Genomic DNA, 21,852 nt, shown 5'->3' on the forward strand with positions numbered 1-21,852 from the left:
TAATCACAAAATTATCCAATTGATTCAATTTTGTTTGAAATTGGTAAAAATTACTAAAATAAAACGGTGTAAGGAGCAATAATGAAAAGTCTGCGATTAAAGATTATTAGTGGATTTGTCGTTGTTATTTTATTATTTACTACCGCAGCAATTTTTGGTTTAAATCAACTTGGGCATTTCACTGCAGATGGAACAGGAACAGGAAATACATTTGTGCTAACTGTTATTATTATTTCTGTTCTTGTCAGCTTGACGATTGCGATTGTTCTTTCAAATCGGATTGTAAAACCAATTTTCCAAGTAGTAGATCGTATGAAAATGGTGGCAGAAGGAGATTTGTCTGCAAAACTGCTTGAAACAAAATCGAAAGATGAGATTGGTCAATTAGTTCAATCAATGAATGAAATGATTTTAAACTTGAGAAATGTTGTTGGGGAAGTAAGAAACACTGCAGAACAAGTAGCTGCATCTTCTGAAGAATTAACAGCAAGTGCCGATCAGACAACAGTTGCAACAGAACAAGTTGCTTCTGTCATTCAACAAGTAGCAAGCGGAGCTGAAACACAGACGAATGGAATAGAACGAAATGCTGCTTCTTTAGAAGAAATTGCACAAGGGGTTATCCGTGTTGCAGATAGTTCTAATCAGGTTGCAGAGCTTGCAAAACAAACTTCTCAGCAAGCTGAAGATGGTGAAAGTTCCGTTGTACGTACAGTTGACCAGATGAATTCAATCTATAAATTGGTTAAAGAGACTGATAGCATGGTAAAGTCTTTATATGAACGTTCAAAAGAAATTAGTAAAATTCTTGATGTAATTAGTGGAATTGCCGATCAAACGAATCTTCTCTCTTTAAATGCGGCAATTGAAGCAGCAAGAGCGGGAGAGCATGGAAATGGTTTTGCAGTCGTAGCCGATGAAGTGCGGAAACTAGCTGAACAATCTCAGGCATCAGCAAAGCAAATAGCAGATTTAATCTTAAAAATCCAAAGCGATACAGAAAACTCTGTTAAAGCTATGACAGAAGTAACACATAACGTCGAAAATGGTCTTGAGATCACGAAAGAAACATCTGAAAAATTTGTTCAAATCGTCCAAAATATGAAGGATATTGCACCGCAAATTGAGGATATTTCTTCAATAGCTCAACAAGTCTCAGCGGAAGTAGAAGAAATAACATCTACAGCGGATGAACTTACAACAATAGCAAAAGAAAACGCAGCAACATCCGAACAAGTAGCAGCGTCTACAGAGGAACAACTAGCTTCGATGGAGGAAATAACCTCTTCAGCAAAAATGCTTGCAACAATGGCAGAAGGAATGCAAGAATTAGTTCATAAATTCAAGCTATAAAATGGGGAATACAGCCCCATTTTATAGAACATAAGCATTCCGGATGCTGCCGTCTGTTGTTATACCGTAGTTTATAGAATATAAACCTTCGAGATGATTCAAATAAATCTGAGAATGAATATAAAACAAATATTTAGGCAATGAAAGAATCGTTGCCTCAGCTGATTTTATGGACTTCAGAATTTTGAACTTCAGCTTTTGAATGCTCATTTATGATGTTGTGAAATCTTTTCCGTATCGCCCAGCACCTTGCCTCCAAAAATTCCATTCGTGCCGTTCTGCATGAGTGATTCGTTTATTTCGACCTTTCTAACTTTCCCGCCGCATCTTTTTGAAAAAAATCCATGTTTTCACTAGAATATTTGACCAGTAAATTATTTCATTATGAATACTATATTGACAAAAGCAAGAAAGGTGGTGAAACGAATGAGTGTATGGTATCCAGACAAAGAAGAGAATAGACGCTCCGATTCAGAAAAACGTGCGAACGCAAAGGCAAAAGCTGATGTAGATTTTAAAAGTGACGTTGATGTGGATACGGACAACGAATTAGAGAATAAATTAAAAAATATTGATCGTAACACAAATATTGCAAAAGTAAATAATAGCGGCAACTCAAAAGTGGAAATTGATATTCATGTTGATTCCGATTCAGATGCAAAAGTTCGGTCGAAAGCAGAATCTGATCAAGATCAAAACCAAGAGCAAAGAGATTAATTGAGCATAATTAAATGTGGGTGAGATGTCTTTTTTGTCCCACCTATAATATAGGGTGAGAATGTTATGGAACATTTAGATAAAGGAGAGTTCTCTTGGTTACGGAATGCTTCTACTCAAAGCCCTCAATCAAATAAATCTTCCATTGATTCGAGCGGTAATTCAGATGTAAATGTTGATGTAAATATTCAAGTTGATACGATACCCATTGCATTTGCCGTTCTTTACTATTTATTGGCTACTAAGCAATTATCGCACGAAGAGTTTGAGTTTGCTTTACGTAAATTATTGGAGACAACAAACAAGTATAAAAAGCTGAACCGTGACGGTTCTTCAAGAGTCAATTTGTTACATCCTAATGTATGGGGAAGGTAAAATAATAAAGGAGATTTTACTTTCCTTCATTTTTTTAAAGGGAAACATGACAGGTAACCTAGTTTTTTAAGTTTTATCGTTTGGGATTTATTTTAGCATTTGATCATTTCTGAAACTGTTATGATGATAGGGACGGTACGTTTTAAAAAAATGTGAAAATGCAAAAAATTGTAAGACTGTAAAGCATCTTCCTTTATTTGAATTCAGCCCGGGTTACGATCTAGTTATAAAATGGTGAGCACGTAAATGATCGAGAAGATTGGAAAAGAAAGCTGCTGTATGGATGCAGTGAAAGTTTAAAGATTTTGTAAATTAAATTTTTTTATCCCTTCAGCAAAAAGCACTGGCACGTTTTTCTTGATTAAAGCAGCATATGTAGAAAGGGTATTATTTTTTCAACCAAATTCAGAATTGATGAAGAACATAAATGCCCAAAAGTTTGCAGGAAGAGGATATCAATCGACAGTTCATATTGTGAAAATTCGAAAATTTATTTTGTTTCTTATTGCGGCCAAAGCATGGGCCGCTCTTTTGTTTTGAAAAAGAGGAAGACAGATTATGCTAAAATATTTTTAAAATACAATGAATCGACAGCAAGATTTAGAGGGGGAAAACCATGGCGGTTAAAGCAGAGATTGATTTCCAAAAAGAATTATTTGAAGCAGCTAATAAAATGCGCGGAAGCGTGGCTCCAGCTGACTATAAACATTATGTACTGCCGCTTATTTTTTTGCGCTATCTTTCGAATAAATATGAACAGAGCTGCAATGAGTTGGAGCAAATTTTTGCGGAAAATGAAGAAATGCAGCAAGGTTTCGTTTCAGATTCTCATCAATATAGAGATAAAAATGTGTTTGTCGTCCCGAAGGAAGCAAGCTGGCACTATATAATGAAAAATGCTAAACAGCCGAATATTAAAGAAATTCTCGATAATGCGATGAAGCGAATCGAGGAAGAAAACCCAGAATTGACAGGGGTGCTGCCGCAAATTTATCAAGGCTTGAACTTACCGGTAGAAAATGTTGCTGGATTAATTGAAATTTTTTCACGTGATGTGTTTAGTGGCAGCTCGGAAGACAGCATAGATATACTCGGTCGTACTTATGAGTATTTTATTAGTTCATTTGCTTCGTCAGAAGGGAACAGAGGCGGCGAGTTTTTTACCCCATCCTGTATTGTGGAATTGCTGGTGGAGATGCTTGAACCAAAAAGAGGTATCGTGTTTGATCCAGCGTGTGGAAGCGGTGGAATGTTTATTCAAAGCGGGAGGTATGCGCCGAATAAAAAGTCTCTTTTATTTTACGGACAGGAAAATGTCGTCACGACAGTACGTCTTGGAAAAATGAACGTATTGCTTCATGGCATCAATGCGGAAATACGGCTGGGAGATTCGCTGTTGAACGATCAATTTCCTGAATTAAAGGCTGATTATGTGATTGCCAACCCGCCGTTTAATCAAAAAGATTGGGGGGCGGACAGAATATCGAAAAGCGATCCGCGCTTGATCGGGCCTGTTACAAACAGCAATGCAAACTATATGTGGATGCAGCATTTCTTATACCATTTAAATGATGCAGGATCAGCAGGGTTTGTGATGGCAAATGGCGCAATGACAACTAATGTTAAGGAAGAAAAGGAAGTGCGGAAAATATTGGTGGATGAAGGGTACATCGATTGCGTTGTCCAATTGCCGGAAAAACTGTTTTTCACAACAGGCATACCGTGCTGTTTGTTCTTTTTAAGCAAAAATCGCGATGGAAAAAACGGTTACCGTGCTCGAAGAAACAAAATTTTGTTTATCGATGCCCGAAAAATGGGAAAGCCCGTCAGCCGCAAGCAAAAAGCATTGTCTAAAGAAGAAATTGATAAAATCGCATCAGTTTATCGAGCATTTAAATATGAACATGCAAAAAGCTGCGAAAATATTGAAGGTTTCTGTAAAATTGCAAAACTTGAAGAAGTACAACAAAACGACTACAAACTGACACCAAGCATGTACGTCGGAACAGAGGCAGAAGAAGAAGAAGAAGACATTCCTTTTGAGCAAAAAATAGCCGAACTAACGAAACGGTTGCTCGAACAATTTGAAGAATCGAACAAACTACAAGAAAAAATCAAACAAAACCTGGAGGAGCTGATGTATCGGAATGGGGAAAAGTCAAACTTAGTATTCAAAAGGGAAAAAAATGAATGATCTGAGAAAATGTGAAATTTTTTTATCGGTGCTTTCGAAAATTTCCTAATAAAGATTAATCGAGGAAAAAAGGTGGTATTAAGACCTTTCTGTCAGAGAAAAGTGTATTATAATCATTATAAAAGCAGAAGTTAATATGAAACTTTTTCTTCACAAAACCAAACATTTGTTCTATTATTTTATGTAGAAACGTTTAGAGGATAGATATTTGTTATTATAAAATGAATCATGATGGAGGTTTAATATGATGGAAGAAGCGTTAAAATTAATATTATCAGAGCTAAAAGAAATGAAAGAAGGACAATCCCGTTTAGCAGTCGAACAACAAGGTGTAAAGGAACAGCTGAAAGAGCTAAAAGAAGGTCAGTCTCGTTTAGCAGTTGAGCAAAAAGGTATGAAGGAGGAGCTGAAAGAGCTAAAAGAAGGTCAGTCTCGTTTAGCAGTTGAGCAAAAAGGTATGAAGGAAGAGCTGAAAGAGCTAAAGGAAGGTCAGTCTCGTTTAGCAGTTGAGCAAAAAGATATGAAGAAGGAGCTGAAAGAGCTAAAAGAAGGTCAGTCTCGTTTAGCAGTTGAGCAAAAAGATATGAAGAAGGAGCTGAAAGAGCTAAAGGAAGGTCAGTCTCGTTTAGCAGTTGAGCAAAAAGGTATGAAGGAAGAGCTGAAAGAGCTAAAGGAAGGTCAGTCTCGTTTAGCAGTTGAGCAAAAAGATATGAAGGAAGAGCTGAAAGAACTAAAAGAAGGACAACACCGTTTGGCAGTCGAACAACAAGGTGTAAAAGAAGAGTTGAAAGAGCTAAAAGTAGGGATGAAAGAACTAAAAGAAGGACAATCCCGATTAGAAGTAAAAATGGAAAATATCGAACGAAAAATTACAGGAATCCCTAAAACTTATGAGAATTTAGAACAATTTGTAGCACGTCAGCAGCGTGTGATTGAGGAATTGTCAGCACGTTCAGTTGAATACGGGGTAGAGATTAAAGAGATTCATCGCATTTTAAAAAATCAATAAAATAGAGTTTTTTTAGATTCAGAGTGGATTTTAATTGGAAATATGAAAAAGCGCCGAAACATTTTTCATAATGTTCCAGCGCAATCCATAGTCAGCCGAATTTGTGCTGATTATTTTTTAAGGATTGTTCGTTTATCTTCCTTTGACGATGGCAATAATTCCTTCTTCATCATCCAACACAAGTTCAATCCCAGCGTACGGGTCTTCATTTAAAAATTCATCGAGCCAAAGACGCAGAGCTTCGATGATGTTTGCGGTAATAAGTACTTGCTTTCGGTCGTTTACATACGCTTCGGCAGAAAAGCCGTAATCGTCGTCATACATCAGCTCCACTACAACTTCTTCCGGCTTTATTTGTTTTTTTCGGGAAATGTACACGCAGATGGCGTTAATAATATCTTGCTCCGGAATAATCAGCTTTTCCATGGATTTGCAGCCTCTTTTTCTTTTTTATGTTTGATCAGGACGAAAATTTTGCGAATGATCGAGATGAGAATAACGATTGCCAGCAAATTAATGAATAAACCTAAAATTGAACCGAATATACCCATGTTTGCTAGCAGTCCGCCAAATAATAATCCGGCAAGCCCTCCTAACATTAGGCCTTTGAAAAATCCTCCTGATGAGAGTGTGCCTTTGGAGCCGGCAGATTGATTTTTTGGAGTGTTTGCCTTTTTATCTTGGAAATTCGAACTGTTCGTTGTAGTATTTTTATTCAAATTGAAGCTTTTTTTCCCTGATTTGTATGACTTCGCCTCTACTATCGTTGGATGATCTTGAAAAACAACATTTCCAACAGGTGAAAAAATAAGCGCGAAAGTAAACAAAGCTGCTAATAATTTTTTCAATTTCGACTTCCCCCTGTATGAAAGTATTCGTATTTTTTTTGAACTTAGCTTCAATGTTATATACGATAGAAAATCAAATTAGTTTCACGATTTGATATCTTTCTATAATAAACGAATAAAAATTTTTCTTTCATCTAAGCATGTTATTCAACAATTACAAAGTTGTAAACAAGGAATAGAAGACTTTTAAAAAATGGTGAGGCCGTTGTTTTACTTGAATATATTTTATCATGTATACTTGTTTGAAAGTATTTGCGAACTGTAAAACGTTTGGACTGCCATGTTAAAAGAGTTTTTTCAAGTTTCATCAAACTTATCTATGGACGTGTTTTTTTGGAGGCATGAAAGGATGGTTCAGCTAAAAAAATTGGCTTTTAAGCAGAAAACAAAATTGATGTTGCTAATCGTGCTTGCTTTAATCTCTGGTGCTGCCATTATTGGACAAGCTTATTTTTTTGCGGCGATTGTCGATCGCGTTTTTTTACAGAAACAGTCTTTTGCTGATGTTTTCCAGTTGCTTTTAGGTTTGTTCATTGTTCTTTTGGCCAGAACTGCATCCCATTATTTCAGCGGTTTAACAGGAATTAAAATAGCGTCCAAAGTGAAAAAAGATCTTCGCCAATCTTTATTAAATAAATTTTCAAGCAACCCGCTGCAAGTATCGCTGCAAGGGAAAACAGGACAAAAAGCAAGTGTATTGCTGGATGCGGTAGATGAAATCGACAGCTACTTTAGCATTTATATTCCAAAGGCAGTTCAAACGTCGATCATACCTCTTCTCATTCTTTTCGTTGTGTTTGCTAGCCATCCATTTACTGGATTAATCATGGTGATCACAGCGCCATTTATACCGATATTCATGATCATCATTGGCTACAAAACGAAAAAGAAATCGGAGGAGCAAATGGAGAAAATGACCGCTTTATCGGGACATTTTCTTGACACTTTGCAAGGGCTGACAACCCTTAAGCTGTTCAACCGTGCGAAACAGCAGAAAGAAGCGATCAGAAAAAGCAGCCATGGCTTTCGTGATGCGACGATGGAAGTATTGAAAATTGCTTTTACCTCTTCTTTTATGCTGGAGTTCATTTCCATGCTTAGTATGGGATTGATTGCCCTTGATGTGGCGATTCGCTTAATTATTTTTCAAAACATTTCTTTTTTTACCGCGTTTTTTATGCTGATTCTAGCTCCTGAGTTTTATAATGCACTGAAAGATTTAGGAAGCGCCTTTCATGCAGGCAGAGGAAGTATGGGGGCGGCAAGAAAGATTGAAGAGGAGCTAAACGCAATCGGAAAGCCAGTAAAATGGGGGAAGGCAGTTTTGCCAAAAGGTGAAGGACCGCCGATCATTCGTATAGAAGAAGCGGGATTTCGTTACGAGGGAGATAGGTTTGCCTTAAAAAATATAAATGCTGAAATCCGCCCGTTTGAGCAAGTGGCAATTGTCGGAAAGAGCGGCGCTGGGAAATCGACTTTATTACATGTGATTGCAGGTCTTGTTCCGCTTACTGAAGGGGAAATTTATGTGAACGGAATTCGGCGGTCTGATTTGAACGAAAAGAGCTGGTTCAATGAAATCAGCTATATTTCGCAAAATCCGTATCTTTTTTCTGGAACGATTGCGGAAAATATCGCTTTGGGAGGAAAACTCGATGCAACGAAAGAGGAAATCGAACAAGCAGCCGAAAAGGCAGGAATTTTAAAGCTTGTCCAATCGCTTGAAAATGGTTTTGATACACCTATTGGAGAAGGAGGAAGGGGAATTTCCGGAGGAGAAAAACAACGAATTGCACTGGCACGAGCGTTTTTGAAAAAAACATCCATTATATTGTTTGATGAGCCGACGACTGGACTGGATCTTCAAACAGAACAAATTTTGCGGGATTCCATAAAGGAATTAGCTCAATCTTCCACCGTCATTACCGTCGCTCATCGGCTTCATACTATTATAAATGCGGATAAAATTCTTTTTTTGGAAAATGGAGAACTCATCGCATCCGGAACACATAAAGAATTGCTGGAATCAGTTGAAGCGTACAGGAAAATGACAACGCTCCAACAGGGAGGCATGGCAAAATGAAAGATTTGCTTTTTATTACAAAGCTGACATTAACAGAAAAGAAAGATCTTTTTTTGTCCATTCTCTTCGGATTTATAACAGGAATCGCGACAGTGAGTTTGTTTGCTTCAAGCGGCTATTTGATTTCTAAAGCAGCTCTTGCACCGCCAATTTACACGCTGACTGTTTTCATAGCGTGTATAAAACTGCTAGGGTTTATCAGTGCAGGCAGCCGTTACGGGGAGCGTTATTTTTCTCATCGCGCCACATTCAATATATTAAGCCGGTTGCGAGTTTCTTTTTTTGAAAAGCTGGAGCCATTGGTGCCCGCGATTTTTCTTAAATATCGGAGCGGCGATCTCCTCTCCAGAATTGTCGGCGATGTGGAAACGCTGCAAAACTTCTTTTTGCGTGTTTTTTATCCGCCGATCGTATCCATTCTCATATTTTTATGGACCATTTTTTTCACTTCGTTCTTTTCCTTTTATATTGCCTTGGTGTTATGTATCGGTTTGATTTTCACCACTGTCCTAATTCCGGCTTACTTTGCTTTCAGACTAAAAAAAGTAGAGCGTCATGTTCGGCAAAGCCGCGGGAATTTATCGACAGAAGTGACGGAGTTTTTTTATGGATTTCGAGATTTAAAAATTTATCAACAGCTTGAGCATAAACAAGAGAAGCTTATCCAACGCTCCGATGCTTATTTGAAAGAACAGGAACGTGAAGCAATCCATAACCTCTTCAGTCAATCTGTCAATACGTTTGTATCTTTAATTATCTCTTGGGTTATTCTTTTGCTTGGTGTCTATTTCGTTGCAGGCGGTCAATTAGATGGTATTTTTCTTGCCATGCTTGTAATGATTTCATTAACTGTTTTTGAACATGCGGCACCGATGGCTGCTTTTCCAAGTTATTTAGAGGACAGCCGCCAAGCTGCTGCAAGACTATCAGACGCAATACGGCAAGACCCTTCTGTAAAAACGTCTGATGAGAAAGAAATGAAGGAGCTTCCCGGTCAACAAGCTCCATCAATTGTCATGGAGAATGTCACCTTTCAATTATTTAGTGAAATTTTAAAAAATGTTTCAATTACATTTCCGGCAGGATCGAAAACAGCCATTGTCGGACCTAGTGGTTCGGGCAAATCGACCTTGCTAGCTCTGTTATTAAAAATTTATCAGAACCATCAAGGAGTGATTCGGATCAACGGCATCTCGATCGATCAATTAGATGAAGAAAGCCTTTGGAAAAATGCGAACGTTATTTTGCAGGACAACCACTTTTTCTACGGTACCGTTCGCGATAACCTAATGATTGCTAGAGATACAGTGCTTGACGAAGACTTGGAAGATGTGCTGAAAAAGGTGAAGCTTGACTATCTTTCTTTGGCCGATCCGTTGTTAGAAAGAGGAGGAAATTTATCGGGCGGGGAAAAGCAAAGACTGGCGATCGCCAGGGTATTGTTGAAAAAAGCTCCGCTATGGATACTTGATGAACCGACATCATTTTTGGATGCTTTAACGGAACAGTCTATTTATCATCATCTGTTTGAAGCTGCTAAAAATGATACCGTCATCCTTGTCAGTCATCGTCTGACCGGACTGGAAAACATGGATCAAATTATCGTTATGGATGAAGGAGCTGTTGTAGAAGCGGGAACCTACAAAGAATTGATGAACAAAAAAGGATACTTTTATCAAATGAAGCAAATTGAACAAAGTGTCTTTACAGCAAATTAAAGAAAGCCGACATGGAGCAAACTGTCGGCTTTTTTTCGATTGATTTCTAAGCTTGCTTCAATTTTTATCCTCTTTTGGATACGGGCTCATCTTTCACTGCTGTCCAAAATGATAAAGCTGCAGCAGCGAATAGCACGAGAAAGGGGGCAAACGTAATTAAAAAAGTCTTCATCGTTCCACACTCCTTATTTTGCGTTTTGCCCTTTCACATAATCTTTATCGAACAGAAACAGTTTTATTAGTAAATAAAGGGAAGGGAGCAAAAGGGCTAATCCTAAAATAAAAACGATGATCAGGGAAATGGCCATAGCTTCGTTTGTAAAACTGTCATAAATGGACAAATATGGATAAAGCAAGTACGGATAATGGGAGATTCCATATCCAAAGAAAGCTAACAGAAATTGACCTACTAACAATCCGAATGCCAATCCATAATTTTTTCTTTTCCAAATGAGCCAGACAGTCCCGACATATAAAAGAAACGATAAAGCGAACATCCACCATAAATTAAGGATGCGTTCAAAATGCTCTTGGTTGTGATAGCTCAGTTCATAAATGATGCCGCAAGCTGTTATGATTAAAGGAAATGCCCAGAAAAGAGCATATTTTCTCATTAAATTCGTTGCGTCTGTATCACCAGTTTGATTCGCGTACCATGTAAGAAAAACAGCTGAAATATAAAGGACGGCCGTAATACTTAAAACGACGATGCTCCAAGATAATGGGCTTTTAAATAATGCAACGTAGTTTAAAACTGGATGCTCATCCACCATCGAGACAAATCCGCCTTCAGAAATGGCTAAGACGACAGATAATGATGCAGGGATCAATAATCCAGACAATCCATACATAAAGGCATACCCTTTATGCCCTTTTGATGAATACGTTTCAAATGCGTAATAAGACCCGCGAATGGCAAGCAAAATAATCGCAATGCTTCCCGGAACAAGGAGAGTTGTCCCATAATAAAATGCGGTTTTTGGGAAAAAACCGACAATCCCAACAAAGAAGAAAACGAAAAATACATTGGTTACCTCCCAAACGGGAGACAGGTAGCGTTGAATAATTTTGGACAATATATGCTGCTTGCCGCTCAAAATGCTGTAAGCATTAAAGAATCCAGCGCCGTAATCAATGGATCCAACAATCACATAGCCGAACAAAAAGATCCAAAGGACGGATATCCCAATAATCTCCAAGCTCATGACTGCTCACCGCCTAATCGATTTTCAAGCTCTCTTTCCACCGGATTATTTTTAAACAACCGGCGAAGAATCACAATCGTGCCAATTCCTAAAATCAAATACAAAATGGCAAAAAGAATGAGCATAAGACCTACATGGCCGCTCGAAGTTGCTGCTTCACCCGTTGTCATAATTCCGCGAAGGATCCAAGGCTGACGGCCAAATTCAGTCAACCACCAGCCAGCCTCAATCGCGATAAAAGATAGAGGCCCTCCGAGCACAATGAGCATGCGGAACCATTTTTGGTTGATGAAAGCCCATCCGCGCTTCACCCCAACCCAATAGATAAGTGCTAATAAAATCATGAAAACGCCAATGGCTACCATAATATCAAAAAAATAATGAATATAAAGCGGAGGAGATTCAAAATTTGAAAATTGGTCTAGTCCGATAACTTCTGCATTTGGATCTCCATGCGCCAAAATACTGAGCAAATATGGGAATTTAAGTGCATATTTAATGTTTTGTTCGTCATCTAAAATACCAAACATGACTAGAGGAGCATTTCCTTCTGTTTCAAAATGCCATTCCGCTGCCGCCAATTTCTCTGGCTGGTACTCAGCTAAATATTTGCCGGAAAAATCTCCGATAACAGCTGTTGCAATGGAGAAAATCAGTCCTATTTTCATAGTTAAAAACAAGGCTTTTTTATGATAAACATGGTTGGAGCCTTTTAATAATTGGAATGCTGCAATAGATGCCAGCGTAAAGGCGGCTGTCATAAAGGCGGTTGCGACTACGTGTGCGACTTTTGTCGGCATGGCCGGGTTAAAAATCGCACCCAGCGGATTGACATTGATGAGTTCACCATTTACAATGTCAAACCCTTGTGGCGCATTCATAAAAGAGTTGACGATGGTAATAAAAAAGGCAGAAAAGGCGGCGCCAAGGGAGACAGGAATCAGAAAGAGCAGGTGCTTCCGCTGATTTTTAAATCGTTCCCAAGTGTACATATAAATTCCGAGAAAGATTGCTTCAAAGAAAAAAGCAAATACTTCCATAAAAAGCGGCAATGCGATCACATTTCCGGCAAGTTCCATAAAATTCGGCCAGAGCAATGACAGCTGGAGTCCAATCGCAGTTCCTGTTACAACGCCGACAGCTACGGTGATGACATACCCCCGCGCCCAACGTCTAGCCATTAAAAGATAATGTTCGTCATTTTTTTTGATCCCAACCCACTGGGCAATCATGATCATCAACGGAACGCCTACCCCAATGGTTGCGTAAATAGCGTGAAAAGAAAGTGTAAGGATAGTCAGCATTCGACTGCTGAATACGGGGTCTTCAAATAACAATTTTATTTCCTCCTTTTGAACGGGATAAATCTTTGAAACCGGTCATGAGTATATGATCAGGATGATCCAATACAATTTGAATTTCATTTTACTTTATAAAAATGTGCTCTTTGTCAATTCTCTTTGACAAATGTATATATAGAGAATGAAAAATATGTGAACATTGGCTCTTTTCGCTTAGTTTATGCCATATTATAGCATTTTAGGCAGCCTGTACCATTTGCAAAATCTGAAAAAATCAGCATTGCTCAACATATGTTTGTACAAATATTTAAAGAATATACATGATTTTCAAATCATATCGGATTATCTGCCGGGTTAAGAAAATATAGGGTTAAGTCCTGTGAAAAAAAATCCATGTTTTCCCTAGCTTAAAAAGCCTGAAAGCAGCCAATAAGATTCTGTTTATGTTTGGCTGCGAAATTGGCAGAACGTTTGAATCCGTAATCGAACGAATTGTTGCTGCCGCCTCTAAATGTATATTTTTTTAGCAAACAAAAATACGGCTGCAGTTCATCTTGACTATATAAAATCAAAAATGTTACATAGTCCGTTCTAAATCGCACGGTTTTTTAGCTCCAGTTCATCCAGGCTAAATAGAGTCAAAAAAATGACAGCTTCGAATTTTTTGTTGTATATTCATAAGCATGCTAGTTTGTGGGCAGGAAGCATTCGTGCTATGATTTTTTGTAAACAGCTGCCAAGGAGGGATGGATCGTATGGTGAAGAAAGTAATATTGAATGGTGTAGAGATATAAGTTGAGGAGTATGAAGAGGAAGTGGCTCATCAACCAAACGGTGAGCCATTACATAAAATTCGTTTTGCTTGTGCGCCCGGCATGGGTGTAATCTATAGGGTGAAAGTCCCGAGCTGCGAAGGCAGAAGTAGCAGTTAGCTTAACGCAAGGGTGTCCGTGGTGACGCGGAATCTGAAGGAAGCGAGCGGCAAACTTCCGGTCTGAGGAACACGAACTTCATATGAGGCTAGGTATCACTGGGTGAGTTTGCAAGACAAAACAAAGCCCTTTCTGCCGAAGGTGATACAGAGTAAATGAAGCAGATGGATGGAAGGAAAGATTACACTCTTACCCGGGGAGGTCTGGCTGGCACGCCAAGTAACCTTGGTAACCTATCTAGTGATAGATAGCTGAACAGTCAGAAGTCAGCAGAGGTCATAGTATTAGTTGGTCTAGAACAACTAAGAAGGACCGAACAATTAAGAGAGAATAGCCCTTGGCATTCAGTGAGTCATGATGAACACAGAAAACGTAGTACCTCACTTGAGGGAGGAAGCGGTGAATCCCGTGGGAGATCTCTTGGAGGGTGGAGTGACCACTGGCATAAAGAGAACAGCTATTCACGGAAGTTATAAAGACTTGCGTCAATTATCTTAATTGAACCGCCGTATACGGAACCGTACGTACGGTGGTGTGAGAGGACGGGAGTTAATCGCTCCCTCCTACTCGATTTAAGGTGAGAAGCGATGAATATCATGATATTACGACGCTGCTGTATCAGCAAACGTTTGATGTGTCAGTTCCTGAAAGAGACCTGAACTTTAGGGGGACGATACAAAATTATTCCACTTCTGTGACGAATTTGTACAAAAAAAATCAGGTTGGTGATTTTCGATTAGAATTAATTGAGACGATTTAACAATGATTGTTTCAATGGCGTAATCCCATGGTGTTCGAAGAAACAGAGGGAGGCACTATGTCAATTCAAGTAGAGCATTTGTACAAGCAATTTCGAGTTCACGTTCGGCAAGCAGGGTGGACGGGGGCTGTACGCAGTTTGTTTAAGAGGGAAATTCGTACTGTGGAAGCGGTGCGAGACATTTCATTTACCATTCCTTCGGGAGAAATTGTCGCATTTTTAGGGCCGAACGGAGCGGGGAAAACAACGACAATTAAAATGCTGGCCGGTTTGCTTTATCCAAGCTCCGGGAGCATTCAAGTTGCCGGATATGTACCGTTTGAACAAAAAGCGGAATTTAAGAAGATCATGAGTTTAGTCATGGGACAGAAAAGCCAGCTCATATGGGATATTCCGCCAATGGAAACGTTTCTCGTCAATAAAGCGATATACGAAATAGAAGACCGTGCGTTTCGGCAAACGTTGGATGAGCTTGTCGAGCTGCTGGAGTTAGAAGAGCTCTTGACGAAACCAACGCGGAGTTTGTCTCTCGGACAGCGGATGAAATGCGAATTGGCAGCCGCGCTTTTGCATCGGCCGAAGGTTTTATTTTTGGATGAACCGACGATCGGCTTGGATGTCCATACGCAGGAAAAAGTCCGCCGCTTTATAGGACAATATAACCGCGAGCACCGAACGACAGTATTGTTGACATCGCATTACATGGGCGATGTGACAGCGCTGTGCGATCGGGTGCTCATTATTAATCATGGGAAGCTGTTGTATGATGGTGAATTGGACATGTTGACGGAAAAATTGACGCCGTATAAATTGCTAGAGGTTCAGCTTTCGTCCATTCCCGATATTTCATGGGATGCATACGGCGAATTAGTCGATGCAAAAGAGGGTAAAGTAACGCTTCGTGTGCCGAGGGAACGCATTAATGAGGTATCCTCCCGATTTTTGCAGCAGTTTGATGTTCGCGATTTAAATATAGAAGATCCGCCGATGGAAGAAGTGATAACGCTCGCGTTTCAGGAGGATGCACATGTTTCGTAAATACTCTGTTCTCCTTCGCATGAAATATGTGGAGATGTTTGCCTACCGGCTGGCGACGATCGTGTGGATGACAGGAGCCATGGTTCAGCCGCTGATCACGATGATGGTCTGGATGAATATTGATCCTGATCAGGAGAATGAGTTTATTTTTTACTTTGCGGCATTGATTTTTGTTGAACGCATGACAAGCGCTTGGGACGTTTGGGAATTGGAGCGGGAAATAAGGGAGGGAACCTTTTCTTATCAAATTGTCCGTCCGTTTCACCCGATACATTGGGCCATTGCTGAAAATATTGTGTATAAAGCGTTATTTTTAGTCATTTTAATTCCGGCATGGGGCCTCTTGGCGGTCTTTATTCCGGCGCTGCGGCTGGATCAAATAGGTGCGGCGCAGTGGCTGTTATTCTTTTGTGCGCTTTTATTGGCAGCGGTCATTCGTTTTTTATTCAGCTACACATTTGGTCTGTTAGGTTTTTGGGTGACAAAAGTGACGGCTTTGTATGGCATGTTTGAAGCGGTGTCTCTCTTTTTGTCGGGCCGCATTGCACCGATGTCGCTCCTGCCGCCGTTTTTGAAAACGATCAGCTTTTATTTGCCTTTTCGATATATGGTCGGGTTTCCAATCGAAATTTTGACCGGAAGCGTCCAAGGGATGGATATTGTGTACGGATTTGGATTGGCTGCAGTTTGGTGCATGTTTTTTATGCTTGCAGTATTGTTGCTTTGGAAGGCTGGTCTAAGGAAAAACCAAGCTGTGGGGGGATAATGTGAAAAGACATTGGCGCATTTTTTGTGAATTTTTTCGGACTTGTTTAGTGGAGGAGCTCGAATATCGCAGCGAATTTTTAGGGAATTTCCTGTCGAGTTTGTTTGGCATTGGGATGGCTATTTTGACAATTCAAGTATTTTTTTATCAAACAGATAACCTCGGCGGTTGGAAATATGCGGATGTTCTGCTGCTTCTTGGTATATTCAATACGCTGCAAGGATTGATTGATTTTGCCCTGCGGCCCAACATGTCCCGTCTGCTGCAGCATATTCGCATGGGGACGTTTGATTATGTATTGACAAAGCCGGTCGACAGCATGTTTTATGTCAGCTTCCGCCATTTAGTGTTTTGGCGCTTAATTGATGTGCTTCTTGGCATCGGCTTGATAATCTATGCGTTAATACAAAAACATTATATGCCGACAATAATGGATGCAGTGATGTTTTTCATTAGTATCGGATCTTCGCTTGTCCTGATTTACGCGCTGTGGATGATGCTGATGACCACCTCCTTTTGGGTTATTCGTATCGATGATCTATCGTTTGTTTTTAATTCATTTTTTGAAACAACACGGTTTCCAATCGGAATGTATAGAGGCTGGCTTCGCATCGTGCTCACATACATTTTGCCAGCTGCCTTTATTACAAGCACGCCGGCGTTGTCTTTGCTTGGAAAATGGAACGGGATGACAACAATCCTATCCGTTGTACTTGCCGGGCTGTTCTTATGGATATCGCGCCGGTTCTGGCGGTATGCGCTTCGATCGTACACAAGTGCAAGCAGTTAAATATTCCGTGCATTAAAAAATGGCAGCAGAGAATGTGAAAAATTTGCTAATAATTTCAAACGGTAGATGTTGGTTAAGGAATGACCGAATAGCTTATTAGATGGATAGATGAAAAAGCAGAGGGGTTACAGTTTTTCAGTTGCTTTTCCCCAGCTGTTTGGCACGATAAAAGACAATGATCAATGGATGATTTTTTCGAACAAGCAGTCTGCCAAAATCAGTCGATGTCGCTTGAAAGATATATATTTCTCCCCTCATTTTTCCCAGCCTGACCTCGCTTAGGTTTTCCAGTGAAACAGTTTCCTTGTATGGACAAATAGAGAAAAAAAGAAGAAAAGGATTTTTTCTGCTTCTGTCGAATATTTTATTTTAGAGGTGTGATTAAAAAGGAAGGTTCCCATTATGGAAAAAGAAATTATTTGTAAAAGAGAAATAATCAAAATTGATCATCAAAACAAGAAAGTGGTGATAGATGAAATTGCGATAGAGTATCCGTTAACAATTTTTGTGGACAATGAGGAATTCGCCACATTAGTATGCTCGCCGTCCCATGTAGAGGAGCTTGTATTGGGCTTTTTAGCTTCAGAAGGGATAATCCGCATAAAAGCAGATGTGAAAGCGCTTCAAATTGATGAGGATAAGGGGTTTGCCTATGTTCATTTGCATCAGCCGATAGGGGATAAGAAAGAGTTTGTTTCCAAACGCTTTATCGGCTCCTGCTGCGGAAAAAGCCGACAGTTTTATTTTTATAATGATGTGAAAACAGCGAAAACAATTTTGAGCAGCATGACGATTTCTGCCGCACAATGCTTTCAGTTAATGGAAATGTTACATGAAGCTTCATCGGCTTTTAAGCGTACTGGAGGCATTCATCATGCGGCATTATGTTCAAAAGAGGGATTGATTAAGACATTTTCTGACATTGGACGACATAATGCTTTAGATAAATTATATGGCTTCTGTCTAAACGAAAGCATTTCTTTAAATGATAAAATAATCGCTTTCAGCGGGCGGATTTCCTCAGAGGTGGTGCTGAAGGTTTCGAAAATTGGATGCGGTATACTTCTATCAAAATCGGCTCCAACAAATTTGGCACTTCAATTGGCAGAAGATTTAAACATTACAACTGTTGGGTTTATACGGGAAAATAAAATGAACATTTATACACATAGCAACAGAATAACAAAATAACAGGGGGAACGTATCGTGGGAAATGTAACGATTACGGTCAACGGGGGAGAAATAACCGCAAGGGAAAATCAATATCTTCTGCAGGCTTTGCTCGAACATGAAATGGATGTACCGCACGTTTGTTATCATGAAAGCTTGGGCGCAATTCAAACATGTGATACTTGTATGGTGGAAGTGAACGGGGAGCTTGTACGAGCCTGCAGCTACAAAGTCCAAGAAGGACTCGTTGTTGAAACAGAGACTTCTAAAGTAAAAGAATCTCAAAAATTAGCGATGGATCAAATTTTAAAAAATCATGAATTATATTGCACAGTTTGCGATAAAAACAATGGAGATTGTACAATTCATAATACGGTTAAAGCTTTAGGCATTGAACATCAAAGCATTCCGTTCCAACCAAAACCGTATGAAGTGGATTATTCAGGATCATTTTATCGATATGACCCAAATCAATGCATATTATGCGGACGCTGTGTAGAGGTGTGCCAAGATGTTCAAGTAAATGAAACATTGACGATTGATTGGAGCAGAGAGCAGCCTCGTGTGATCTGGGACAACGATGTGCCGATTGATCAGTCCAGCTGCGTAAATTGCGGCCAATGTGTAACTGTATGTCCGTGCAATGCCTTAATGGAAAAATCAATGTTAGGGGAAGCCGGCTTTTTAACAAATGTAGAACCTGGTACATTACGATCGATGATTAATTTGACGAAGGAAGTGGAAACAGGATACGGTTCGCTAATGGCCATCTCAGATACAGAAGCTGAGCTGCGCAAGGAAAGGATCAAGAAAACGAAAACAGTTTGCACATACTGTGGAGTTGGCTGTTCATTTTATATATGGACAAAAGACAGAAAAGTTTTAAAAGTTGAACCAACACCGGAATCGCCGGCAAACGGAATTTCCACTTGTGTAAAAGGGAAGTTCGGCTGGGATTATGTCAATAGTGAAGAACGGCTGACAAAACCGCTGATCCGGGAAGGCGACCATTTTAAAGAAGTTGAATGGGATGAGGCGATTCGATATGTTGCAAAACGGTTTAAAGAAATAAAAGATGCACATGGCCCTGATGCTTTAGGATTTATAGCTTCTTCCAAAGCAACGAATGAAGAATCGTATTTACTGCAAAAATTTGCCCGTCAAGTGATAGGAACGAATAATGTTGATAATTGCTCAAGATATTGTCAATCTCCAGCAACGGTTGGACTATTTCGTACTGTCGGCTATGGCGGTGATTCAGGATCTTTTTCTGACATAGCTTCCTCTGATCTTGTCATCATTATTGGCGCCAATACAGGGGAATCGCATCCGGTTTTGGCATCAAAAATCAAACGAGCGCAAAAACTTTATGGACAAAAGCTGCTCGTGTTTGACTTAAGAAAGCATGAAATGGCGGAGCGGGCCGATATGTTTATCAGGCCAAAGCCGGGAACGGATCTTGTTTGGCTGTCAGCTGTAACGAAATACATCATTGACCAAAATTGGCATGATGAAGAGTTTATCAAAGAACGAGTGAACGGCTTTGAACAATATAAAAGTAGCTTAGAGCCGTTTACGTTGGAATATGCGGAAGAAGTGACGGGAATTTCCAAGGACACGCTGATCAAGGTTGCTGAAACGATTCATCAATCTAAAACAATGGTCATTTGCTGGGCGATGGGAGTCACTCAACAGCAGCGCGGAAGTGATACGAGTACTGCCATTTCCAATTTGTTATTAGTGACAGGCAATTACGGCAAACCGGGCACTGGAGCCTATCCGCTGCGCGGCCATAACAATGTTCAAGGGTGCAGCGACTTTGGAAGCATGCCGAACTTTTTCCCGGGATATGAAAAGGTAGCGGATGAAAAAGTCCGCAGCCGTTATGAAAAAGCTTGGGGCGTGACATTGCCTAAAAATCCGGGAAAAGACAATCATCAAATGGTTAAAGCGATTCATGAAGGCGCTCTGAAGGCATTATATGTGACTGGCGAAGATATGGGGATTGTCGATGCCAATATCAATCAAGTCGGCGCCGCTTTTGAAAAGCTGGAATTTTTCGTTGTGCAGGACTTATTTTTAACAAAAACGGCCCAATATGCAGATGTTGTGCTGCCGGCCAGTCCAAGCTTAGAAAAAGAAGGAACTTTTACCAATACAGAACGCCGGATTCAGCGATTGTATGAAGCATTGCCGCCTCTTGGAGATTCGAAGCCTGATTGGCAAATTTATTGTATGCTGGCGAAAGCGCTGGGCTTCAATTGGGATTATCAGCACCCTGGAGAAATTATGGAAGAAGCGGCGTCGCTCGCACCGCTTTTTGCCGGTGTTTCCTATGACCGTTTAGAAGGATTTTCAAGCTTGCAATGGCCTGTTGAGAAAGATGGAACCGACTCGCCGCTTCTTTATGAAGATCAATTCCCGTTTGCCGATGGAAAGGCACAGCTTTATCCGCTTCAAGTCGATTATTTATATGATGTAGATGAAGAGTATGATCTTCACGTGAACAACGGGCGCTTGCTAGAACATTTCCATGAAGGGAACATGACGTATAAATCACAAGGAATCAGCCGGAAAACCCCGAACGCTTTTATAGAAATTTCGAAAGAATTGGCTGAAGAACGCCGTATTCAAGAAGGAGCCATTGTCAAGCTTATTTCCAAATACGGCTCTGTAAAAGGCCCTGTTCACATAACGGATCGCGTGCAAAAGCATGAAATCTTTATCCCATTGAATGATACGGGCGAATTGGCTATTAATCGTTTAACAGGCAATCATGCTGACCGCGATACGAACACACCGGCATATAAAGAAATTGCCGTAAAAATGGTCGTATTGAAGGAAAAAGGAGACTCCCCAATTCGTCCAAACAACCATCGAAACGGAAAAAGAAATCCGCAAATTGGGGTCAAAGTAGAGAAGAAATGGGAGCGCAGCGACTACACGTTTCCCGGAAGCAAGGTGAAAATACATGGCTAAACCAATTACAACCATCAAAAAAATCGAAGTGTCACAAGAAGAAAAAAGAAAGCAAAATTTATTAGAAATCGAGCAAGCGTTAGCAGACAATAAAGAGGCAGTTTTAGAAGGCATAGCATGTTTACGGAAGCTTCACGATGCAGGTGTTCTGGAAATCGCCAATGCCCTTTTAGCGCGGAAAGATCAAGTACTAGAAAACGTGGTTAAGGAAGTCAGCAGAAAACCGAACATTGATGTTTTAAAAAATATCGTCAATCTGTTGATGCTGCTGGGAACAATCGATCTCGAAAAGCTGCAGGTAATGACGACAAGAATGAATGCTGGAATACAAGAAGCTGCGGCAAGCGTCAATAAAGAAGAAACAACTTCTTTTTTCCAATTGCTATCGGCTTTAAAAGATCCTGACATCAACCGATCGATTACTATGCTTCTTCATTTTTTAAGAGGAATGGGGAAATCTTAAAGGATTGGCAATAAAAGTGAAGCTTGAAAGTTGCGAGGGAATGCTTTTGTGCTGAAAAACATCCTGATTGGTAAAGAAATTTGCAACCATTATGTGGAAAGACAAAGCCCTTCTCATTCGAAAACGACTGTTGCCTATCGTTCGTAAAGAA

The 21,852-nt window shown here is 39.9% G+C and carries 19 protein-coding genes and 1 pseudogene; 14 read left to right on the forward strand and 6 right to left on the reverse strand.

The window, feature by feature from the left end:
- Nucleotides 1–81 precede the first annotated feature (81 nt).
- The 5 genes from NSS70_RS07270 (at nucleotide 82) to NSS70_RS07290 (ending at nucleotide 5,648) form a co-directional block, all read left to right on the forward strand.
- Nucleotides 82–1,353, forward strand: a complete 1,272-nt coding sequence (locus tag NSS70_RS07270; protein ID WP_340881168.1) for a methyl-accepting chemotaxis protein — start codon at nucleotides 82–84, stop codon at nucleotides 1,351–1,353.
- Between the two features lie 426 nt (nucleotides 1,354–1,779).
- Nucleotides 1,780–2,070, forward strand: a complete 291-nt coding sequence (locus NSS70_RS07275; RefSeq protein ID WP_063386407.1) for a hypothetical protein — start codon at nucleotides 1,780–1,782, stop codon at nucleotides 2,068–2,070.
- 66 nt (nucleotides 2,071–2,136) lie between these two features.
- Nucleotides 2,137–2,445, forward strand: a complete 309-nt coding sequence (locus NSS70_RS07280; RefSeq protein WP_063386406.1) for a hypothetical protein — start codon at nucleotides 2,137–2,139, stop codon at nucleotides 2,443–2,445.
- A gap of 616 nt (nucleotides 2,446–3,061) precedes the next feature.
- Nucleotides 3,062–4,639: a type I restriction-modification system subunit M gene (locus NSS70_RS07285; protein ID WP_130156735.1), complete on the forward strand. Its 1,578-nt coding sequence runs from the start codon at nucleotides 3,062–3,064 to the stop codon at nucleotides 4,637–4,639.
- Between the two features lie 244 nt (nucleotides 4,640–4,883).
- A complete protein-coding gene (locus tag NSS70_RS07290; protein WP_339199374.1) occupies nucleotides 4,884–5,648 on the forward strand; it encodes a hypothetical protein in 765 nt (254 codons plus the stop codon).
- A gap of 132 nt (nucleotides 5,649–5,780) precedes the next feature.
- Here the strand turns inward: NSS70_RS07290 and NSS70_RS07295 are convergent, their stop codons facing one another.
- Both NSS70_RS07295 and NSS70_RS07300 read right to left on the reverse strand, forming a co-directional pair.
- Nucleotides 5,781–6,074 carry a YxcD family protein gene (locus tag NSS70_RS07295; RefSeq protein ID WP_063386402.1) on the reverse strand — a complete coding sequence of 98 codons (294 nt, stop codon included), beginning with the start codon at nucleotides 6,072–6,074 and terminating at the stop codon, nucleotides 5,781–5,783.
- A complete protein-coding gene (locus NSS70_RS07300; RefSeq protein ID WP_063386401.1) occupies nucleotides 6,062–6,496 on the reverse strand; it encodes a hypothetical protein in 435 nt (144 codons plus the stop codon). Before NSS70_RS07300 ends, NSS70_RS07295 begins: the two co-directional genes overlap by 13 nt.
- A 349-nt stretch (nucleotides 6,497–6,845) precedes the next feature.
- Here NSS70_RS07300 and cydD point away from each other — a divergent pair, with 349 nt between their 5' ends.
- On the forward strand, nucleotides 6,846–8,579 hold the full coding sequence (cydD, locus tag NSS70_RS07305) for a thiol reductant ABC exporter subunit CydD (protein WP_340881171.1): 1,734 nt from the start codon (nucleotides 6,846–6,848) through the stop codon (nucleotides 8,577–8,579).
- A complete protein-coding gene (gene cydC, locus NSS70_RS07310; RefSeq protein WP_340881173.1) occupies nucleotides 8,576–10,297 on the forward strand; it encodes a thiol reductant ABC exporter subunit CydC in 1,722 nt (573 codons plus the stop codon). The genes cydD and cydC overlap by 4 nt, the downstream gene beginning before the upstream one ends.
- A gap of 64 nt (nucleotides 10,298–10,361) precedes the next feature.
- Here cydC and cydS read toward each other — a convergent pair whose 3' ends face one another.
- The 4 genes from cydS to NSS70_RS07325 all read right to left on the reverse strand — a co-directional run bounded on the left by cydS (nucleotide 10,362) and on the right by NSS70_RS07325 (nucleotide 13,405).
- The gene (gene cydS, locus NSS70_RS20825; protein ID WP_412675449.1) at nucleotides 10,362–10,469 is read right to left on the reverse strand and encodes a cytochrome bd oxidase small subunit CydS; all 108 of its coding nucleotides are present in this window, start codon (nucleotides 10,467–10,469) and stop codon (nucleotides 10,362–10,364) included.
- 13 nt (nucleotides 10,470–10,482) lie between these two features.
- Nucleotides 10,483–11,502 (reverse strand): cytochrome d ubiquinol oxidase subunit II, encoded by a 1,020-nt coding sequence (locus tag NSS70_RS07315; protein WP_063386398.1) that lies wholly within the window; start codon nucleotides 11,500–11,502, stop codon nucleotides 10,483–10,485.
- On the reverse strand, nucleotides 11,499–12,806 hold the full coding sequence (locus tag NSS70_RS07320) for a cytochrome ubiquinol oxidase subunit I (protein ID WP_430732317.1): 1,308 nt from the start codon (nucleotides 12,804–12,806) through the stop codon (nucleotides 11,499–11,501). Before NSS70_RS07320 ends, NSS70_RS07315 begins: the two co-directional genes overlap by 4 nt.
- Before the next feature lie 404 nt (nucleotides 12,807–13,210).
- Nucleotides 13,211–13,405, reverse strand: a complete 195-nt coding sequence (locus tag NSS70_RS07325) for a hypothetical protein (RefSeq protein WP_340881177.1) — start codon at nucleotides 13,403–13,405, stop codon at nucleotides 13,211–13,213.
- Between the two features lie 901 nt (nucleotides 13,406–14,306).
- Between NSS70_RS07325 and NSS70_RS07330 the strand changes: the two are divergent.
- The 7 genes and pseudogenes from NSS70_RS07330 to NSS70_RS07360 form a co-directional block, all read left to right on the forward strand.
- Nucleotides 14,307–14,495, forward strand: a pseudogene (locus NSS70_RS07330) (DUF3219 family protein); the annotation flags it as partial.
- Nucleotides 14,496–14,552: 57 nt separating this feature from the next.
- Nucleotides 14,553–15,533: an ABC transporter ATP-binding protein gene (locus NSS70_RS07335; RefSeq protein ID WP_340881179.1), complete on the forward strand. Its 981-nt coding sequence runs from the start codon at nucleotides 14,553–14,555 to the stop codon at nucleotides 15,531–15,533.
- The gene (locus NSS70_RS07340) at nucleotides 15,523–16,299 is read left to right on the forward strand and encodes an ABC transporter permease (RefSeq protein WP_340881180.1); all 777 of its coding nucleotides are present in this window, start codon (nucleotides 15,523–15,525) and stop codon (nucleotides 16,297–16,299) included. Before NSS70_RS07335 ends, NSS70_RS07340 begins: the two co-directional genes overlap by 11 nt.
- A gap of 1 nt (nucleotide 16,300) precedes the next feature.
- Nucleotides 16,301–17,089 (forward strand): ABC transporter permease, encoded by a 789-nt coding sequence (locus tag NSS70_RS07345; protein ID WP_063386393.1) that lies wholly within the window; start codon nucleotides 16,301–16,303, stop codon nucleotides 17,087–17,089.
- A 402-nt stretch (nucleotides 17,090–17,491) separates the two neighbouring features.
- A complete protein-coding gene (gene fdhD, locus NSS70_RS07350) occupies nucleotides 17,492–18,280 on the forward strand; it encodes a formate dehydrogenase accessory sulfurtransferase FdhD (protein WP_339194869.1) in 789 nt (262 codons plus the stop codon).
- Nucleotides 18,281–18,292: 12 nt separating this feature from the next.
- Nucleotides 18,293–21,238 carry a formate dehydrogenase subunit alpha gene (gene fdhF / locus NSS70_RS07355; protein WP_094245451.1) on the forward strand — a complete coding sequence of 982 codons (2,946 nt, stop codon included), beginning with the start codon at nucleotides 18,293–18,295 and terminating at the stop codon, nucleotides 21,236–21,238.
- Nucleotides 21,231–21,701, forward strand: coding sequence for a DUF1641 domain-containing protein (locus NSS70_RS07360; protein ID WP_063386390.1), 471 nt, complete (start codon nucleotides 21,231–21,233; stop codon nucleotides 21,699–21,701). The genes fdhF and NSS70_RS07360 overlap by 8 nt, the downstream gene beginning before the upstream one ends.
- The last annotated feature ends 151 nt before the right edge of the window (nucleotides 21,702–21,852 follow it).

It is taken from the genome of Aeribacillus sp. FSL K6-2848 (assembly GCF_038004325.1).
GTDB classification, from domain to species: Bacteria; Bacillota; Bacilli; order Bacillales; family Aeribacillaceae; genus Aeribacillus; species Aeribacillus composti.

Excerpts from the sequence above, each read along its gene's own strand:
- NSS70_RS07270 (WP_340881168.1), top strand. The coding sequence starts at position 82 with ATGAAAAGTCTGCGATTAAAGATTATTAGTGGATTTGTCGTTGTTATT.
- NSS70_RS07275 (WP_063386407.1), top strand. The coding sequence starts at position 1,780 with ATGAGTGTATGGTATCCAGACAAAGAAGAGAATAGACGCTCCGATTCA.
- NSS70_RS07280 (WP_063386406.1), top strand. The coding sequence starts at position 2,137 with ATGGAACATTTAGATAAAGGAGAGTTCTCTTGGTTACGGAATGCTTCT.
- NSS70_RS07285 (WP_130156735.1), top strand. The coding sequence starts at position 3,062 with ATGGCGGTTAAAGCAGAGATTGATTTCCAAAAAGAATTATTTGAAGCA.
- NSS70_RS07290 (WP_339199374.1), top strand. The coding sequence starts at position 4,884 with ATGATGGAAGAAGCGTTAAAATTAATATTATCAGAGCTAAAAGAAATG.
- NSS70_RS07295 (WP_063386402.1), bottom strand. The coding sequence starts at position 6,074 with ATGGAAAAGCTGATTATTCCGGAGCAAGATATTATTAACGCCATCTGC.
- cydD (WP_340881171.1), top strand. The coding sequence starts at position 6,846 with ATGGTTCAGCTAAAAAAATTGGCTTTTAAGCAGAAAACAAAATTGATG.
- cydC (WP_340881173.1), top strand. The coding sequence starts at position 8,576 with ATGAAAGATTTGCTTTTTATTACAAAGCTGACATTAACAGAAAAGAAA.
- cydS (WP_412675449.1), bottom strand. The coding sequence starts at position 10,469 with ATGAAGACTTTTTTAATTACGTTTGCCCCCTTTCTCGTGCTATTCGCT.
- NSS70_RS07315 (WP_063386398.1), bottom strand. The coding sequence starts at position 11,502 with ATGAGCTTGGAGATTATTGGGATATCCGTCCTTTGGATCTTTTTGTTC.
- NSS70_RS07320 (WP_430732317.1), bottom strand. The coding sequence starts at position 12,806 with ATGCTGACTATCCTTACACTTTCTTTTCACGCTATTTACGCAACCATT.
- NSS70_RS07335 (WP_340881179.1), top strand. The coding sequence starts at position 14,553 with ATGTCAATTCAAGTAGAGCATTTGTACAAGCAATTTCGAGTTCACGTT.
- NSS70_RS07340 (WP_340881180.1), top strand. The coding sequence starts at position 15,523 with ATGTTTCGTAAATACTCTGTTCTCCTTCGCATGAAATATGTGGAGATG.
- fdhD (WP_339194869.1), top strand. The coding sequence starts at position 17,492 with ATGGAAAAAGAAATTATTTGTAAAAGAGAAATAATCAAAATTGATCAT.
- NSS70_RS07360 (WP_063386390.1), top strand. The coding sequence starts at position 21,231 with ATGGCTAAACCAATTACAACCATCAAAAAAATCGAAGTGTCACAAGAA.